General features: G+C 60.8%; 21 protein-coding genes. All 21 read right to left on the bottom strand.

The annotated features are described in order from the left end of the window. Positions 1 to 6: 6 nt before the first annotated feature. Positions 7 to 1065, bottom strand: coding sequence for a recombinase RecA (gene recA, locus NE357_RS05980; protein WP_003222269.1), 1059 nt, complete (start codon positions 1063 to 1065; stop codon positions 7 to 9). A gap of 83 nt (positions 1066 to 1148) precedes the next feature. Next, the gene (locus NE357_RS05975) at positions 1149 to 1649 is read right to left on the bottom strand and encodes a CinA family protein (RefSeq protein WP_085729865.1); all 501 of its coding nucleotides are present in this window, start codon (positions 1647 to 1649) and stop codon (positions 1149 to 1151) included. Between the two features lie 68 nt (positions 1650 to 1717). Beyond that, positions 1718 to 2248, bottom strand: coding sequence for a lysis system i-spanin subunit Rz (locus tag NE357_RS05970; protein WP_169429113.1), 531 nt, complete (start codon positions 2246 to 2248; stop codon positions 1718 to 1720). Continuing rightward, positions 2230 to 2793: a glycoside hydrolase family 19 protein gene (locus NE357_RS05965; RefSeq protein WP_169429112.1), complete on the bottom strand. Its 564-nt coding sequence runs from the start codon at positions 2791 to 2793 to the stop codon at positions 2230 to 2232. Before NE357_RS05965 ends, NE357_RS05970 begins: the two co-directional genes overlap by 19 nt. A gap of 33 nt (positions 2794 to 2826) precedes the next feature. Next, positions 2827 to 3045, bottom strand: a complete 219-nt coding sequence (locus NE357_RS05960; RefSeq protein ID WP_169429111.1) for a hypothetical protein — start codon at positions 3043 to 3045, stop codon at positions 2827 to 2829. A gap of 8 nt (positions 3046 to 3053) precedes the next feature. Then, positions 3054 to 4253 carry a carbohydrate-binding protein CenC gene (locus NE357_RS05955; protein WP_169429110.1) on the bottom strand — a complete coding sequence of 400 codons (1200 nt, stop codon included), beginning with the start codon at positions 4251 to 4253 and terminating at the stop codon, positions 3054 to 3056. Positions 4254 to 4299: 46 nt separating this feature from the next. Next, positions 4300 to 4731 carry a phage tail assembly chaperone gene (locus NE357_RS05950; RefSeq protein WP_169429109.1) on the bottom strand — a complete coding sequence of 144 codons (432 nt, stop codon included), beginning with the start codon at positions 4729 to 4731 and terminating at the stop codon, positions 4300 to 4302. A gap of 2 nt (positions 4732 to 4733) precedes the next feature. Then, on the bottom strand, positions 4734 to 5474 hold the full coding sequence (locus NE357_RS05945) for a gp53-like domain-containing protein (protein WP_169429108.1): 741 nt from the start codon (positions 5472 to 5474) through the stop codon (positions 4734 to 4736). A gap of 230 nt (positions 5475 to 5704) precedes the next feature. Next, a complete protein-coding gene (locus NE357_RS05940) occupies positions 5705 to 6271 on the bottom strand; it encodes a tail fiber assembly protein (protein ID WP_169429107.1) in 567 nt (188 codons plus the stop codon). Positions 6272 to 6281: 10 nt separating this feature from the next. After that, a complete protein-coding gene (locus NE357_RS05935) occupies positions 6282 to 7373 on the bottom strand; it encodes a phage tail protein (RefSeq protein ID WP_169429106.1) in 1092 nt (363 codons plus the stop codon). 129 nt (positions 7374 to 7502) lie between these two features. Then, positions 7503 to 8018 (bottom strand): phage tail protein, encoded by a 516-nt coding sequence (locus tag NE357_RS05930; protein ID WP_169429105.1) that lies wholly within the window; start codon positions 8016 to 8018, stop codon positions 7503 to 7505. Further along, on the bottom strand, positions 8015 to 9166 hold the full coding sequence (locus NE357_RS05925) for a phage tail protein (RefSeq protein ID WP_169429104.1): 1152 nt from the start codon (positions 9164 to 9166) through the stop codon (positions 8015 to 8017). Before NE357_RS05925 ends, NE357_RS05930 begins: the two co-directional genes overlap by 4 nt. An 11-nt stretch (positions 9167 to 9177) precedes the next feature. Further along, positions 9178 to 9777, bottom strand: coding sequence for a YmfQ family protein (locus tag NE357_RS05920; RefSeq protein ID WP_169429103.1), 600 nt, complete (start codon positions 9775 to 9777; stop codon positions 9178 to 9180). After that, positions 9765 to 10811: a baseplate J/gp47 family protein gene (locus NE357_RS05915; protein WP_169429102.1), complete on the bottom strand. Its 1047-nt coding sequence runs from the start codon at positions 10809 to 10811 to the stop codon at positions 9765 to 9767. Before NE357_RS05915 ends, NE357_RS05920 begins: the two co-directional genes overlap by 13 nt. Then, positions 10801 to 11199: a phage GP46 family protein gene (locus tag NE357_RS05910; RefSeq protein WP_169429101.1), complete on the bottom strand. Its 399-nt coding sequence runs from the start codon at positions 11197 to 11199 to the stop codon at positions 10801 to 10803. Before NE357_RS05910 ends, NE357_RS05915 begins: the two co-directional genes overlap by 11 nt. Further along, positions 11199 to 11708 (bottom strand): phage baseplate assembly protein V, encoded by a 510-nt coding sequence (locus NE357_RS05905; protein WP_169429100.1) that lies wholly within the window; start codon positions 11706 to 11708, stop codon positions 11199 to 11201. Before NE357_RS05905 ends, NE357_RS05910 begins: the two co-directional genes overlap by 1 nt. Before the next feature lie 157 nt (positions 11709 to 11865). Next, positions 11866 to 12909: a phage baseplate assembly protein gene (locus tag NE357_RS05900; RefSeq protein ID WP_169429099.1), complete on the bottom strand. Its 1044-nt coding sequence runs from the start codon at positions 12907 to 12909 to the stop codon at positions 11866 to 11868. Positions 12910 to 12912: 3 nt separating this feature from the next. Further along, a complete protein-coding gene (locus tag NE357_RS05895; RefSeq protein WP_169429098.1) occupies positions 12913 to 14148 on the bottom strand; it encodes a DNA circularization protein in 1236 nt (411 codons plus the stop codon). After that, positions 14135 to 16030 (bottom strand): phage tail protein, encoded by a 1896-nt coding sequence (locus NE357_RS05890; protein WP_169429097.1) that lies wholly within the window; start codon positions 16028 to 16030, stop codon positions 14135 to 14137. The genes NE357_RS05895 and NE357_RS05890 overlap by 14 nt, the downstream gene beginning before the upstream one ends. A 130-nt stretch (positions 16031 to 16160) precedes the next feature. Further along, positions 16161 to 16457 carry a phage tail assembly protein gene (locus NE357_RS05885; RefSeq protein WP_003222226.1) on the bottom strand — a complete coding sequence of 99 codons (297 nt, stop codon included), beginning with the start codon at positions 16455 to 16457 and terminating at the stop codon, positions 16161 to 16163. Next, the gene (locus tag NE357_RS05880; protein WP_007908779.1) at positions 16454 to 16801 is read right to left on the bottom strand and encodes a phage tail tube protein; all 348 of its coding nucleotides are present in this window, start codon (positions 16799 to 16801) and stop codon (positions 16454 to 16456) included. The genes NE357_RS05885 and NE357_RS05880 overlap by 4 nt, the downstream gene beginning before the upstream one ends. Between the last annotated feature and the right edge of the window lie 10 nt (positions 16802 to 16811).

Raw genomic sequence — 16811 nt, 5'->3', positions numbered from 1 at the left:
GTGCAATCAGATGTCAGCGTCAGCCAGGTCATCTTCGGTCTCTTTGACCGCAGAAGCCTTGGAATCAGCGATCACGGCTGGCGACAGCAGCTTGTCACGCAGTTGCTTCTCGAGCTTGGCCGCGACTTCCGGGTTGTCTGCCAGGAACTTGGCCGAGTTGGCCTTGCCCTGACCGATCTTGGTGCCTTCATAGGCATACCAGGCGCCGGACTTCTCGACGAAACCGTGCAGCACGCCCAAGTCGATCATCTCGCCGTTCAGGTAGATACCCTTGCCGTAAAGAATCTGGAACTCGGCCTGACGGAACGGCGAAGCAACCTTGTTCTTCACGACCTTGACGCGGGTTTCGCTACCAACCACTTCGTCGCCTTCCTTCACCGCGCCGGTACGGCGGATGTCGAGACGAACCGAGGCGTAGAACTTCAACGCGTTACCACCGGTGGTGGTTTCCGGGCTGCCGAACATCACGCCGATCTTCATGCGGATCTGGTTGATGAAGATTACCAGGCAGTTGGCGTTCTTGATGTTACCGGTGATTTTACGCAGCGCCTGGGACATCAGACGGGCTTGCAGGCCCACGTGCATGTCACCCATTTCGCCTTCGATTTCAGCCTTCGGTACCAGGGCGGCCACGGAGTCGACGATGATCACGTCAACGGCGTTGGAGCGCACCAGCATGTCGGTGATTTCCAGGGCCTGCTCGCCGGTGTCCGGCTGGGAAACCAGCAGGTCGTCGACATTGACGCCCAGCTTGCCGGCGTACTCAGGGTCGAGGGCGTGTTCGGCGTCGACGAAGGCGCAGGTCGCGCCGGCTTTTTGAGCCTGGGCAATCACGGACAGCGTCAGTGTGGTTTTACCGGAAGATTCAGGACCGTAGATTTCAACAATACGACCTTTTGGCAGGCCGCCGATGCCGAGCGCGATGTCCAGACCCAGAGAGCCGGTGGAAATGGCCGGGATCGCCTGACGATCCTGATCGCCCATACGCATTACGGCACCCTTGCCGAATTGACGTTCGATCTGACCCAGGGCCGCAGCCAAGGCTTTCTTCTTGTTGTCGTCCATTAAAGTCCTCACGTAATCAATAAGGCCTGACGGCCAACACCTGTATAAGTAGCCAGTATTATTCCACAGCGTTCGCGGATCGCCTACCCCTGATTTTCGATTTCTCGTGCCGCTAGTCGCAGGAGCCCCTCTAGCGCGGCCTTCACCGTTTGTCGGCGGACTTCATCGCGGTTGCCGGGGAAGTGCTGAACCTCGCTGGAAACCGCATCACCCACACCCCAGGCCAGCCACACCGTGCCCACCGGCTTGTTCGGTGAACCGCCGTCGGGCCCGGCGATACCGCTGACCGCTACGGCAAAACGCGCTCGGCTGTGTTTCTGCGCACCGCGCACCATGGCTTCGACCACTTCGCGACTCACGGCACCCACCGTGCCGAACAGCTCGGCGGGGACATTCAGTTGCTGGGTTTTCTGTCGGTTGGAGTACGTCACGTAGCCGGCCTCGAACCACGCCGAACTCCCCGGAATGCGGGTGATGGCTTCGGCAATCCCGCCACCGGTGCAGGACTCGGCCGTAGTGACGTGGGCATTGAGCAACTGCAGACGTCGGCCAAGTTCGGCCGCCAGTTGAGTGATTTCTTTCACGGCGCGCTCCGGATCGGATGGAATGGGTACCACCGTACACGAGCCGGTTGCGCTTTCAATACACAAGCTTATTCAAAATGTGCAGGCGCCAGCGCTCTGATATAGGCCTGACAGGCCTGCAAGGCAATCAGTCCGCGGTCGCCTTCGCCGGTGATGGCGACAATTCGTCGAGCATGCGCCGGGTCAAGTCGGGCGCGTACGGCTGCATGATCCACGCTGCTGGCGCCGGAGGCGGCTGGCACACCGCAGCCTTGGGCAGCGTCGCCTGCGTCGATGAGGACTGACAGGCGCAGATCAGCAGTGGCAAGACGATCGCGCAGGCGATCCTGATCACGTTGGGCATCGTTCAGTGCTCGGTAGTGGGTTTGTTCACTGGCCGCGAGCCGTTGCTCCAGGGCCAGGCGCTTGTCCTGCTCGGCCTGTTGCGCAGTGGCGGCAGCCTGAGTCAGCTGGTTGAGGGTTTCGGCATGCTGCCAGGCCTGCTCGGCCAGTTGGCGGCCGTAGCGCCAGTCCTGAAACTGCCAGGCCAGCGCCGCCGAACCTGCGGCCAGCAGCACCATGCCCACTAGCCGCCAGACGCTCAGACCGAAGGCAGGCATAACACCGCCCTCGCCCGCCCCCAGAGTTCCAGGCGATCCTGCAATCCGTTCAACCCGCCGTTGATACGCCGGGTGATGCTGTTGAACTCATCACGGTCGGCCAGCGCGTTCAGGCCGTTCTGCGCCCAGAACCACGCCGCGGATTCGGCCGCCCATTGCGGTTGTTCCAGCAGTTCCGGCAGCGCCAGCAAGCGCTCGTCACCGAACAGCCCGAGGCTGCACTGGCGATAGTTGGTGCGGCCGGTGATCTGGATCAGCCCGCGCCCACGATACTTCTGCCCGTCGCCATCGGCCTCGGGCGTGTTGCCCAGACGCAAGGCCAGCGTACCGGTGTCGTACTTGCTCAGGTATTGGTTGTTACCCAGCTCGCGCACGTACTGCAACTGCCCCGACTCGTGTCCGATTTGCGCGAGAAACGCCGCCACGCGCTTGGGCGTGTCGATACGATGGCGAGCCATGGCATCGTTGAGTGCAGAAACAAAAACGCCCGCTTGGCGGCGGGCGTTGGGCATGATGGTGAGTAGGTTGTCTTCAGTAATTTGCATAATGCTCGATCCTCCCTGGATACGCCGATTGAATCACGGTTGGCGACCAACGCCCCCCAGCCATTTTTTTGCCAGAGTTGTCAGGGTGCTGTTCGGTGCAGACTCCTCAAATGCTTCATTCGAGGGCAACACCTGGCCACCGGACAACAGCCACGCTTGATATTCCAGCCAATCCCGATTGGCAGGATCCTGTGGAACATATGCCAGGTCGCTCAGACGAAGAACGCCGTTGGCGGTCAATTGATAACTCATGGTTTCTCCTAAAATTCGGCGTCGGCAGTCCATTCGATCTGCAAGGTCTGACCGGGCAAGCTGCCGACCGGGGTAACGGTGGCAAACGAAATGGCACGCTCCGTCAATCCCTGCACAATACTGCCGGTACATGGCCCCACGGCCTGATTCCACACCTGATTGCTGGTATTGCCAGGGCAATACATGACGACGGTAGGTAACACCCTCTTTTGCACCAACATGCCTGTCGTCATCGCGAACTGACCGCTATTGGCAGGCGCCGCTTGCGTGAACGTTGAAATGCAGGTGCTAGAGCCATTGTTCGCCCGTACCGGCAACGAAGTGGCAAAGGACTTCTCGAAGTAACGCTGGCAAAGCATCAACTCTTCAGCCACTGGACGATACTCGAAAGGTGTGGATACCGGTCCTTCCTCCATTTGGATCTGCGCCAGATCCACGGTCTGCAGCACATTCAAAGGCAGGTCAAACGCAAGCCTCAGAAAGTTGCTGGCGCCCAGCATTTTCCCGGCAATGCCCGAGACTTGAAACGTTGCGCTGTACTTCTTCCACGATGTGCCCAACTGGAAAACATCGATGGTTCTTTCAACAGATTCGGAGCCTGCAGAACCGAAGTTCTGAGTAACCGACACTCTTAATGGCCGGGCAGCATCGGACCGGGCCCAGAATGTAACGGTGGCGTTTTTACCTGCCAGGGTTCGTACCGACTCAATAGCTTGGGAGATTCTGTGTACGGTGGCTCCGGCTCCCGCCTGGGTTTGTTGCCACCGCAGGAAAAACCGCGGCTCGTCGGCGACTTCCGTTTGACCGGGTGCAAAACCCTGCTGAGATATGGCGACTCCTGCACTGCCATTCCAGTCGCAACGAAAACGATCAGCCACATAGCCGCCAATGTTTGGCCCGAGGTTGGTTGGACCGCGTTGCCAGATATCAAACCCGCCATTGATCAGAACGTTCCGGCGATACACCTGCACCGGAAATTGTTGCAGCGGATCGGGCTTTGCCAATTGACGAATCGCCTGCGCCAATTGATCGGTCTGCTGCTCGTCAGGCTTAAGGCCTGCGGCGGTAATCGCGCCGAGAATTTCCTGAGTAACGCTGTTGCCCCAGCTCGCAGGTATCAACGATCCAGGGGTGCCGGCGATCGCGTCTTCGTCGACGAATCTGCCGTCGACCAGACCTGACCCCGGGACACTTTTTGGGTAGTCCATAATGATTTTCCTTGATAGTCCGGTGTTGCCGCATCGGGCAATCCGCTCAGTTGTTTGCTCGCAGCACACCTTCCAGCCAATCCGGTTCTAGCGGACGCGAACGCGCATCCGGAAACTCCGGATCATTGGGCCAGTCGCGCAGGTCCTGTCGGTAGGCGAGCAGTTGTTTGAATTCTTCGGCGCGCAGTGTGGTGCCCTCGCCGATTTCCAGCTCTTCGGCATCGCGAAGAACCAGCCACTGAGTGCGATCCAATACCTTGTCTCGCCAGGCCCGTTCTGTGGCATCAAGAGTTTGTTCAGCCAGTAGCACCCGTTCCGGGCGTCCGTTGGCAGTCAGGCCAAGCACGGTTCCTTTTGGAGCGTTCGAGACCAGCGCGCAATACTCGCCTTCGCTTAATTCAAACGCGTCCGCGGGGATGTTGGTGCCGTGTAGATCGGAGTGATAAAAGCCGGAAGTGGCCGGAGAAAAGTAATACATACTCAATATCCTATTCCGATGACACGAGCGGCAATGGAGCCTGACGGCCATTCAGGACAACGAACATTGATGCCTGCCTGCCGACTCACGGTCGCGTTGTTGTTCCAGATCAGCTGCGTTCCGGCTGCCGTGCCTTCATGGGTAGCGACTGCAAGGAACAGTGCGTTGGGAAAGACCAGCGGCCATAGGTTCAGATCGCCGTAACCGTTATTCCCCGCCTGGCTGGCCCCCCCGGTGATCCACTGGATAATCACTCCACCCATCCACGAGGGGAAAACGACGTAACCCGATGCCCCCAGCCTTACCATGAACCCGAGCCTGAGTTTTTTAGGGGTCACGACAGAGGTGTCACTGACACCGGCGTTGACCTCTGCCTGAGAAGCAACTTTTGCAATCCCCATCAGCGACTCTGTCGCCTGTTGCATCTTTTTCGCTATGGATTGAAACACTCGTAACGGCGTCATCAACCGGTTGTTGCTGATCCCCGCCTCAGCGTCTTCCTGACTGGCCAGACTGTCGCTTTGCTTCTTCGAGATCAGCGTATCGATTGCCGCCCTGAGCTGAGTGTTATCACTTTCATCGGCGGCCGTCCCTGCGCTCTTGATGACTTCAAGAATCTCTTGCGTCACGCCATTTCCCCAACTCGCCGGAATCAACGAACCTGGTGTTCCGGTCAGAGGGTTTTCGTCAACAAACCTGCCATTCACCAAACCTGCGCTGGGAATGTTTTTTGGATAATCCATTACCTGTCTCCTGAATGTGAATACATCGGCATCCGGTTGCGTCAGGCAGAAACTGCCGTGAACCCTGCTGGCTCCGCCGGCCGTTCAGCGAAGGTCTGAAACGGGCTCGCGGCAGGATCATTGGCTCACCGATTTCAACGTTGACGCCCTCGGGCACCGGAACCATCGCCGCGACAAACTCAGGCGCGAAGAGTTGGTCGATCGCGTAGATGCTGTTCCCTGTGCTGCAATCAGTTGGTTACGCTTGCGCCGGGCACCGTCGGCCAAGTGACTTCGCCGGGAAAGCCGGCCTGTTTTTCGATGCGGTTCAGCTCCACGCTGTAGAGCTTCCATTCGAGCAATTGCAGTTGCTCTTCGTGGCTGGCATCGCCGATGTCTTCGGCGTATTGCAGGGGGGCGATGCGCAGGACGGCGTCGCGCAGCAGCGTGTCGCGTTGATTGAGGACTTTGGTAGTGAGATCCGACCGGTGTCGTTGCTCATCGAGCACCCACCCGTTGTCCTGCCAGACATGAAACTCGTCCGGGCAAGGTTGCGCGGTGAACTCATCCGTCAGCGCACCCAATTCGCTCCAGGTCTGCTGGGCACCGTTGTCCTTGCGGTACACGATGCCGCGCAGATCAATCAGTTCACGCGGAACGCCGTTGGACATCGCCCACGTGCGCCCCTGCTCTGCCGCCGGCAACTCGTAAGCCAGTTGAACGGCATTGGCTGGTAATTGAACGCCGATTCCGGGCGTCACGAAAAACTCCACCGGCCCCACAAGGGCGCCAGCGTCATCGACCAGATAATTGAACATTGAAAAAACCTCAGATGACTTTCATGCGGCCGGGATAGGCAACGTTGCGGGGACGGGATGAGAAGGAATACAAAAGCGTGTTGGCCGTATCCATCTGATAGCTGGTGCCGGCAGGGTAGATCGGGCCTCCGTTGGTAGGCGTGGAGTAGGTTTTCGTTTCGTGAGTCTGCGCGCCGACCGCCGCCAGACTGTCAGACCAACGTGAGCCAATGGCTCCCCCGCCCTGAGCCCCCATGGCATACGAGTGCACCGTACCCGCCTGGTTGCTGCCCATCATGCGGCCCGAGTCGACGTTGCGGCCTTCGTCCAGTACGCGCAGGAACTCGCCACGCAACTCCGGGCCTCGAAATGTCAGAGCACCATCACCCGGCGTCCAGTTGCCCTCGTTGCCCACGCGGGTGGCTTCGGTATTGAGCATTCCGGAGCGCTGCGCGTGGTCCCAAAGCCAAGGCCATTCGGCACGATTCATCAGCGTGCCGTTCAGCGCACCATATCCACCAGGACTGAGCACGATGGTGGTTTCAAAAAACGGCCGCCCCAGTGGCGTGTTGTCGAAGCGCCCCACAGGCCACCAACTGCCAGCACCGTCGCTGCGCAAATGCCACCAGTCACCGCCGCCCATCAATACGAAGAATGGATAACCACTCGGCGAGAGATGGGTGTGAAAGCGTATGCGGTCAGTGCCGGAGGCCTGGATGACCATACGGTTTCCGCTGTTGTCCACGCGACGAACAATCACGTCACGCACGCCAAGAGCGACGTCGGCGGGAGGCAACAAAAGGGTCAAGGCTCCGGGACTGCCGTCAATCAGCAACAGGCCGAGCTCTTGCGCGGACAATGTTTTGGAAGCCGCCAATCGTGTAATGACTGATCGCATCGGACTGGTGTTGCCGACGATCGACTGAATCGCCTTGTACAACTGAGCTGTATCGGTCTCGGCGGCTGCCAGCCCGGCGCCGGTAATCACGTTGAGAATTTCTTGTGTAACGCTGTTGCCCCACACCGCCGGAATCAACGAACCGGGCGTTCCCGCCACCGGGTTTTCATCGACGAAGCGGCCATCGACCAGGCCGACGCTGGGGACGCTTTTTGGATAATCCATGGGATATTCGTTCCTCTGTCATGACAAATGAAACGTGGCGGCACGAAGACTTTCGCAACGGCGCTAGCGTTTCTGTTCCTGAAAATAAAAAGCCCACAATGAAGTGGGCTTGGGTGAAGCGAATGGCGATTACGGGGCCGGGTTGGCCGTCAGTTGATGAATGGCCTGCAGCGCTTCATCGGCGGCAGTGCGAGCCTGATCCATCTGGCTCTTGCCCGCGTACGCACGTATCTGGCTCTTGGCTTTCAGGCGCAAGGTGCGCAGGGTCAGAAGGTTCTCGCTGAGTTGGGCAGCCTTGTCGAGGATCTGCTCGGCCGACTGTTTGGCCGACCGGCCCTTGGCAACCCAGGCAGCAACGGACAGCGGCACTTCCTTTTTCGGGTAGCCGGCGTCCTGGAAGGCCTGAGCGTCGATGGCGGCCTGGGCGTATTCCAGGGCTTTGAGTGGATCACCCGCCAGTGCGGTGCGCGCGCTGTCGGCGGCGGCATCGACATTGGCGCAAAGGCGTTCGATTTCCTGCTGATCCAGCAGCGCTACCTTCTCGGCATTGACGACCCACTGCTCGCCGTCCCAATCATGAGCCGCGGAAGGTTGTGCAAGGCGCAAACCGTCCTCGAACTGATGCAGTTCTTGAATGATGATCATCGGATCAACTCCCAGGCTAAATTGACATTCACAGCAGCGGTAAAGTTGATCGCAATACCATTGGAATAGTCGGTTTGAGCGAAACTCTTGAGGCCCATGCTGAACAGCAATTCGTCACTGGCCGCGGTGCCCGCACCCAGCGTGTGTTCGGCCTGATAGACCTGCCACAGCGAGCGCAATTCGGCGTGGTCAAAACTGGCGGTCAATGTCGAAACAGTGGTATCGCTGACCACGTTACTGGAGAAGATCAGCGCCGCCGCACCTGCCGTAGACCAACCGTCCCAGTTGTTGGAGGTTGCGACAGTCGGGTTCAGGTAGCAGTAGTTGCCCCCCAACCAGCCTCCCGGTGCAAACGACACGCTGGTGATGCCTGTCGGGTGCGGAGTCGGGTTGCCGACCACCAGACGCGCCGCACGTGCATGAGGATCGAGCGGCAGATAGACAACACCATTGCCATTGACGACCTGCGTCCAGCTCAACCGGTTGCGGTTGTAGATTGGCCTGACAATCGGCACCGATCCAGGTCCTGCTGTCACCACCCACGCCAGACAGATATCCAGCGGTGTCGACTGGAAACCACCCCCCGCCGCACCATTGACCGTCCCCTTCAAGCCATCAGGGCTGGCGTCATAGATCGTCCCGCGCTGCATGTAGAACGTCAGCGCACCACCCACCACTTGCGCCCGCAGAAAGTAACCCGAACTCGGCAACAGATCGGCGCTGCTCCAGGCCTGAGTGGTGAACGTACGCGAACGTCCCAACTGCCCCGCCACCACTTCCTGACCGATGCTGACGTAAACACCCGCCGGCACCGACACCCGCCCACCACTGGTCGAGGCCGCAGCCGGCGTGATCGGCATCCGGGCATCCGACGTGGCCACGGTCGGCAACGGCAACGCTGCCAATGGCAACGCCAGGTCCTGATTCCAGCCCTTGGCCGTCACCGTCTGAATCGCCTGCAACAACTGATCGTATTTCTTCTCGTCCGGGGTCAGATCCCCGGCCTTGATCACATTGATGATTTCTTGCGTGACGCCGTTGCCCCAGTCAGCGGGGATCAGCGATCCCGGTGTCCCGGTCAGCGGGTTTTCATCGATAAACTTCCCATTCACCAAACCGGCGCTGGGCACACTCTTCGGATAATCCATTGCGTTATTCCCTAGTCATAATTGATGTGCACCCTGGTGTGCGCCGGCGCCGCCCGATGGATCAGGCATTCCAGCGCCGAGCCCGGATTCACGCCAAAGCGCTCGCCCCAATAGCTCGCGCCGAAACGCCGGCCGAGCAGCAGGCGGCCGCCGGTGTTGAGCGTCCACATGAACTGCGCCTCCCAAGTGCCCCAGTGCGCCGCACCGAAGCGCGAACGGCCCATGCGCGGGGCTTCGAGTTCGGTGATGGTGGCATTGGGATAACCCTGGCTTTTGGCGATTTCCAGGTAGTAGCCGACGGCCTGGCTGCCGACCGCCAGCAAGCGGCGGCGCACAGCGAGGCGACGGTCGTCGAACAGCGGCGTGGCGCCGAGGCACGGGTCGGGCAGGTTCATCACCTGTTCCCAGTCCGGCACCAGTTCGCTGACGCCGGCCGGGTCCATCTCGTTGAGCAGGTCGGCGGCGCGGGCATCGAGGCGTGCCAGTTCGACGGCGACGCCTTGCAGCACTTGCTCAAGCTCCGGCACCCGCTCCGGATCCCATGCCGGGCCACTGGGCAGCAATGCGCGAAGCTGCGCCTGATATTGCGCAGCGGATCTTATGCCCCCCATACGCAACCTCCGAAGGTGAGCAACTCGCTTTTACCGGCAGGCACGTCAGCGGCCGGCGCGGTCAAGGTGTGATCGTACTCACCACCGGCGCTGCTGATGGCTTCGCGGATATGGCTGATCAGCAACGGCACACCCAGGTCGGCTTCACGGTTGTGCAGGTCACGCAGTTGCGATTCGATGGCAGCGCGCACGGCGGTGGTGTCCGGGTTGACACTCTTGAAGCTGTACACCACCGGCACTTGAATCGGTCGCTGCACATTCACTTGCGCCGTCACCGGACGCAGCGGTTCGATGTAATCCTGAACTTCCGCCAACTGCTCATCGTTGGGCACCGGTTGCGGATCTTCATCACGCATGATGAACACCGTCACCGTACCCGGCCCGAGCTGGCCGCCCCGGCACCAGGCCCGTGTCACGCCCGGCACTTCCAGTGCCCAGGTTTCATAGTCGCTGGCCGAACCGCCGTGAGGAATGACGCGATAGGACCGGATCACCCGCGAACGCAGCGACTCCAGACTTTCCCGCGCCACGCCGCCGCTGAGGCCCGGCGCCAGCACGACAAAGCTGTTGCCGACCACACCGGTAACCGGCTGCACCGGAGTCAGCGCCAGTCCGGCCTCGGCATTACCGAGACTGCCGGCATCCAGCGCTGCAATCGTGGTGGTGTTGCTGCCATTGACGGTAGTGCGCGCGGTGGTGACTCTGTAGGTACGGCCATCGCTCGATTGCAGCAGCGTATCAACGTCCAGCACAGCGCCCGCGGTCGCGGTAAAACTGACGCTGCCGGTAGCGACTTGCGCCGGTTTGCGCGGCTGGTTCAAGCGCAGCGCGGCGATGCGTTCGAGGGTCGATTCGTCGGCGGTGTCGGGCAGGATCTGCTCGGCAATCCAGTCAAGGTAGCCATACAGACCGTAAGCCGCACCACCGACGGTGCGGGCCAGGACTTGCGCATCGGACTGGCGCAGCGAATCGCCGGCCAGGTCGCTTTGAGTGCGCTTGATCAGCACCGGCAGCGAAGGGGTTTCAAACGGCATAAATCACCTGCCAACTGTTATCGGGGTTGATGTCCAGGCGCTCGCCGTCGGCCAGGGTCAGGACCGTGCGCAGGTTCAGGCGCTGGGCGTCGAGGCGTTCGCTGATGATGTCGATGGCGCTGCAGTGGCCGTCGTCGATCAGCCATTGCAAGGCTTCGCGGGCATAGAACTCGGCGTCCATCTGGGTCTGGCGGGTCAGCTTGACCCGGCGCAACAGCCACAGCCGCGAGCCGATGCGGTCGTCAGCCACGGTGGGAAAGGTGTCGCCCCACCAGCCGAAACGCTCCTCGTCGTCGAGGGCATCGTCGTCGGCGGCGCGGCGCCAGGTGAACAGGCTGATCAGCACCGAGCGGGTCAGCGCGGCGTGAAGGTTCTGACTGAACAGCATCACTGACCTCCCGCCGGCGCGCCGGTCTGGCCACTGCCCGCCTGCACGCCAACGTGCACGTGCTTGATCTGGCTGATGCCGCCGGCCACTTGATCGCCTTTGGAAACGATCTTGCCGGTCTGGTTGATCACCGGCGTCTCGAAGTTCACGGCGGTGCTGGCGCGGATGTTCAAAGTTGAGGTTTCGATGTCGATGATCCGCCCGCGCCTGAAGTGGATCTTGTCGCCTTCGTCGGTGTAGATCGCCACTTCGCCGGCCGCCAGCGATTGCAGGCGGTAACGGCGGTCGGCGACCACCAGGGCGATGGCGTGGGAACGGTCGCCGCCGAGAAACGTGACGACGCCTTCGGCACCGGCCAGCGGGTGGCTGGTGAAGCCGTAGGGTTCGAAGTGCTCCATGTCGTCGTTCACTTCACCGGCGGTGAGGCGCATTTGCAGCGATTGCAGCTTGGAGGCCGAACTGGCGAGCACGACAGTGCCGCGCGCCAGCAGGCGTGTCAGTAGGCTCATAGGGTTTCCTCTAGACCTCGGCCAGACACTGGCAAACCCTGTGGGAGCGGGCTTGCCCGCGATGGCGGTCGTTCAGGCAAAGATGTGTTGCAGCCACCACAGCTTTCGCGGGCAAGCCCGCTCCCACAGTGTCCGGTGGTGTTTGCAGAACTTGGGCTCAGGTTTTTTTCGGGGGAGTCGGGTTCGCGTCGAAGGTATGCGGTGGCGCTACTTGCAATGTGGTGACCGAGCCTTGCGCCGACAGCGAATACGTCACCTTGGAAATCAGCATGTCTTCATCGAAGCCAAGCACCGGGTCCTTGACCCGCACCAACGTGTTGTGACGCCACAGATCGCCATTGGACTGACGCCAGCCCTGCACCTGATACGTGGTGGTCAGCGCCCGGCCCATACGCGTGGCGCTCTCCCACTGTGCCCGTTGCTGGGCCAGTTCGAACGTCAGTTGCGAGCCTTCGTTGATGATCGTGGTGCGCCGGCGCTTGAAGCTCAGGTCCGTCGCCGTCGATTCAACTTCGCTGACCGCCGCCCCGCTCTTCTTGTCGTTGCCCTTTTGCTGACCGATCACCCGGTACTCGGAAAACACCTGGCTGAAGTCCATCGGTGCATTGGCCGAAAGAATGTTCTTGCCCAGCTCCAGCGCATCGCTGGCGCGGCCAGCGCTGCCGGGTTTGGCGAGCACCAGCCGGCCTTCGGCGTCATCGGTGGAAAACACCCGGTACAGCGAGAGCAGACGGTCGATCGACTGAAACACTGTTTCACCCGGGACGATCGTGTGTTTGCTCAGACGTGCAGTCTCGGGAATTTCGTTGACCACAAACTGCGAGTATTCCCCGGCCAGGGCCTGGACGATGTTCAACAGCGACTGATCCTGCCATTGGCCGGGGATGTTTCGGGCCGCACAATCCACCAGGTCCTGAGTTTTGGAACTGCCTTCGATGCTCAGGCTGATCTGCCGCCCGTCATAACTGATCGGCGCCTTGAACACATAACCGGTGAGCACCAGATCCTGGCCGATCCTCACTTCACAGGGGTCACCGGCCTTGATCCGCTGATCCACGGTCTGCCCCGGCCATTGCCAGGTGATGTCGAGTTTGAAGGTGCGGAACTGGCGCTCCAGGTCCGCGGTGATCTCCACGCTTTTCCAGCCGCCGTATTCCATGCTGTTGACGGTCAGCGTCACGCGGTTGTCAGTCTCGTTCATGACTCACTCCCTGGAAACCTTGACTTCGTTGGGTGAGAAGCTCGGATGAGACAGACCATTGCGCTGAATGACCTCGGTCACCCGAGTGGCGTCGCCAAACTGCTTGTAGGCCACGACCAGCGCCGGGAAGGTTTCCTGGAAGGTTTTGCTGACCAGCCGCACACCGGACGATGCCACAGCCTTGAGGTGCGCGATCAGCGCTTCCTTCACATCGGCGATGGCCTGATAGTGCGCGGGATCGGCCTTGTCCTGGGCCTTTTGCAGCGCTTCGATCAGCTCTTTTTGCAGCGCTTGCAGATCGTCGGTGACCGGCACTTCCTGACGGCTGACCGGCTGTTTCGACTGTTGGTCCAGCGAAGGCGTCGACGACAGTTTCACCGGTGTCGACGCCACCGGCATCGAGGCTACCCATTGCGCCGCTTTGACGATCAGGGTGTCCTGCACCAGATTGGCCAGGGCCTGCGCTGCAGCGGTGGTGTCCTTGCCGGTGGTGATTTTCGGGGCGTCGGCCTTGCGGATGGCTTCGATCTGTTGGGACACGTCGGCAATCACGCCACGGTAGCCCTCCTTCGCGAATGCCTTCAGCTCCTTGATATCGCCAAGCAAGCCCTTGAACTCCGCTGCCACTTCCTTGGGCAGCTCCTTGACGGCCCTGACCAGTTCGGTGATCTGCTTGTACTGCGCGATCAGCGGCTTGAGCTGCTCCTTGATCACGTCGTACACGCCGGTAAGGCTGTTGCGCAGATTGGCGATGCCGATCCGCGCCGCCTTGATCAGGGTCATGGCCTGTTCGAAGCGCGCCACCGCCGAACCGAGCAAACCGTCGGCCTTGATCAACAGGACTTTTTGCGTGCTGACCGTCGCCGTCGGAAACGGCAGCGGTCGGTCCGGGTAGAACTTCAGGGTGAAGGTCACCATCCCGCCGTCCTGGCGAGTGTGGGTCATGTCGCATTCGCCGACCTTGACCTGCAGGCGGCCCAGCCACGGATGCACCAGTTCGCCGCTGCCCTGCTCCAGAGCCTGGAGCAGCTTGTCGCGCTGCTCCAGGCAATCGGCACCGATGATGAACGCCGTCAGATCGTGGGTCTTGGCCTGCTGGCCGAGATCCTCGAAGAACGGCAAGTCCCGTTGCGGGTATTCGTGCAACTGCCCCTTGCGACCGACCGGGGTTTTCGCCTGGTCGATCCAGAAACCGACACCGCGAAAGGATGCCGGCAACAAACGGTCACGCCAGTTCATTGGAACCTCCTGCCGATAGCGAGCGATAGCCGATGCGCGAACTGAGCGCCAGCCCCGGTTGATTGGTTTGCGGTTGATCAGTGCGCAGCCCCGCCGGCGCGTTTTCGAAGCGCACCGTCAGGCCGCCTTCGAGTTGCGTGCGGTTGTTGGCGGCGCTTTGCTGGATCAGGGCGCTGGAGGATTGCGGCAACGAACCGCCCTGCAACGCACTGCCGCCCTCGGGTTTCGAGCTGGCACCGAAGAATGCCGGCGCCAGTTCACCCTTGCCTTCGGCATTGGTCTGGCGCTGCGCCTGGGTCAGGGTTTCGACCTTGCCGGTGACCTTGGCGATCAGCCCGGCGAAGCCGCCGTCGAACAACTCCTTGATCGGCGCGATGACGGTTTGCAGCTTTTGCCACAACTCGCCGAACCACCCGACAATCGGCCCCCAGCTCTCGATGATCTGATCCAGGGGTTTCCATTCGAACAGGCCGTGCAAAAAGTCCACGACCGGCGCGGACAGCGCCAGCACAACACCCCACAGCGCCGAGAAAACCTCACCGATCGGCTGCCAATACTGCGCAATCTGCTCCAGCGGCGACCACTCGAACAGACCGGTGAAAAAACCTTTGACCTGTTGCACTGACGTTTGCAGTGCCGTCCAGATCGGTTCGAAGAATCCAACGACACCACCCCAGGCGCTGGTGATAATTTCCATCGGGAAAAAATCGAACAGTGCCCGCAACGTATCCCGGGTGCTTTGCACGGCCGATTGCAGCGTCGTCCACACCGGCTGGAAGTACGCGACAACACCGCCCCACGCACTGGTGATCATCTGCATCGGCGAGAAGTCGAACAACGACACCAGGAACTCTTTCGCCGTTTGCGCGGCTTTTCGCAGGCCGCTGAACATCGGTTCGAAGAACCTGACAACACCGCCCCATGCACTGTTGATCATCTGCATCGGCGAGAAGTCGAACAGGTTTCTGAGGAACGCCATCATCGGCACACTCAAGGCCTTGAGCAGCTCCCAGATCGCCGAAAAAAGACCGGTCAACGGCCCCCAGTTTTCCAGGATCATGCCTGCGGGCGACCACGAGAAAACCGACTTGAAGAAGTCGATCACCGGCGCGGTCACGACCTTGACCTTGTCCCAGATTCCCGAGAAGAACCCCGTGACCGGCTCCCACAACGCCGCCAGTGCCTCCAGCGGCCGCCAGTCGAGCACCGAGCGCAACGTCGCCATTGCACTGGCCCCGGCGTTTTTCACGCCCTCCCACAATCCGGTGAAGAACGCGGAAATGGGTGTCCAGTTGGCCACGATCAGACCGGCCGCCACGGCAATGCCCATGGCGATCAGCATGATCGGGTTGGTCTTGAGCACCATGCTCATGACGTCCATCACCTGAGTCATACCGGTGACGGCGGTCTGCATGGCGGAAAACGCAATCGCCCCCGCTGCCAGCCCTTCGACCAGCTTCGGGTTGTCGGCCAGCAGGCTGCCGACCTGGGTCAGCATCGGCTCCAGCCCGACCACCAATGCGCCCACCGCCGGCACCAGTGCGGCGTCCACTGCAGCGGACACCTTCTCCATGGATGCGCTGAACACATTCATGTTCTGCGCGGCGGCTTTCGGTGTTTCCGGCAGGTCGACGGTTTTCGCCGCCTCGCCGACCTCGGCAAGCTTGCCCTGAAACGCCGCAGCCGATTTGATGCCGTCCACGAACGGCGTAATCACGCTGCCGCCCTTGAACAGACCGCTTATGTCCAGTTTGCCGAGGCCGGTCTGTTCGAGGTTTTTCTTGAAGTCATCGACCTTCACTCGCAGGGCGCCGAGTTTGGGTGACAGTTCGTCGATGCCAGTAAGCAGCACCGACGCTTTAGCTTTGGTTTCTTCTGCCATCACTGCACCTGCTGCATCGCATTGATCCGTTGCGCGTGCTCCAGCGATTCGCGAAGCACATCCAGTGGCCTGGCCATCATCTGTTCGGGGTCAACCTTCCAGAACCAGGCCAGGTCATAGGCGACCGAAATCAGGTCGGTGATGGCTCCGACGCCGCACTCATGAAAAAACTCGCAACGGCCCAGCTCAGCGCGTTGAGGTCAGCCAGATCGAGCTGGTTGACCGACGACGGCGGAATGCCGGCGCACACGGCGATGTATTTGGCCGCCACGTCCATGTCGAGGCTGACCTCTTCGCTCTTGTCGATCTTGTACGGCAGCGCCTTGATCGCTCGCACCTCCTGCACCGTCGGACGGCGCAGGACGAGTTCGGTCAGGGGCTCGCCGTGAGCTTCGATCGCAACTTGAAGCTTCACGGCGCCGCTCATTGCCAGGTCCCCTTGATGCCTTCGAATTTCAGTTCGATGGTGGCGTCATCGCCCTTGGAGACTGGCTCTTCGACCAGGTACGCACCGGCCAGCACGTAGACTTTGCCGTTGCTGAATTCGCAGGTGACGGTGATGTCGGTGCCTTCGATCAGCTTCTTCAGCGGGAAGTCGGCGGTGTGCAGCGCGGTCACCTTGAACGATGGCGCGATGTCGGTTTCCTTGTAGAAACCCGGTACGACGGTTTCGCGTTTGACGGCCATCAGCGGGGCTTCGCAGCCGCCGTTGATAGTCAGTTGTGCACCGTCGACCTTGACGTAGCAGGTGCCTGCAATCAGTTGACCCATGGTGTTACTC

The sequence above is a fragment of the Pseudomonas sp. G7(2022) genome (assembly GCF_052660475.1).
This window is presented reverse-complemented; position numbering and strand designations above follow the sequence as displayed.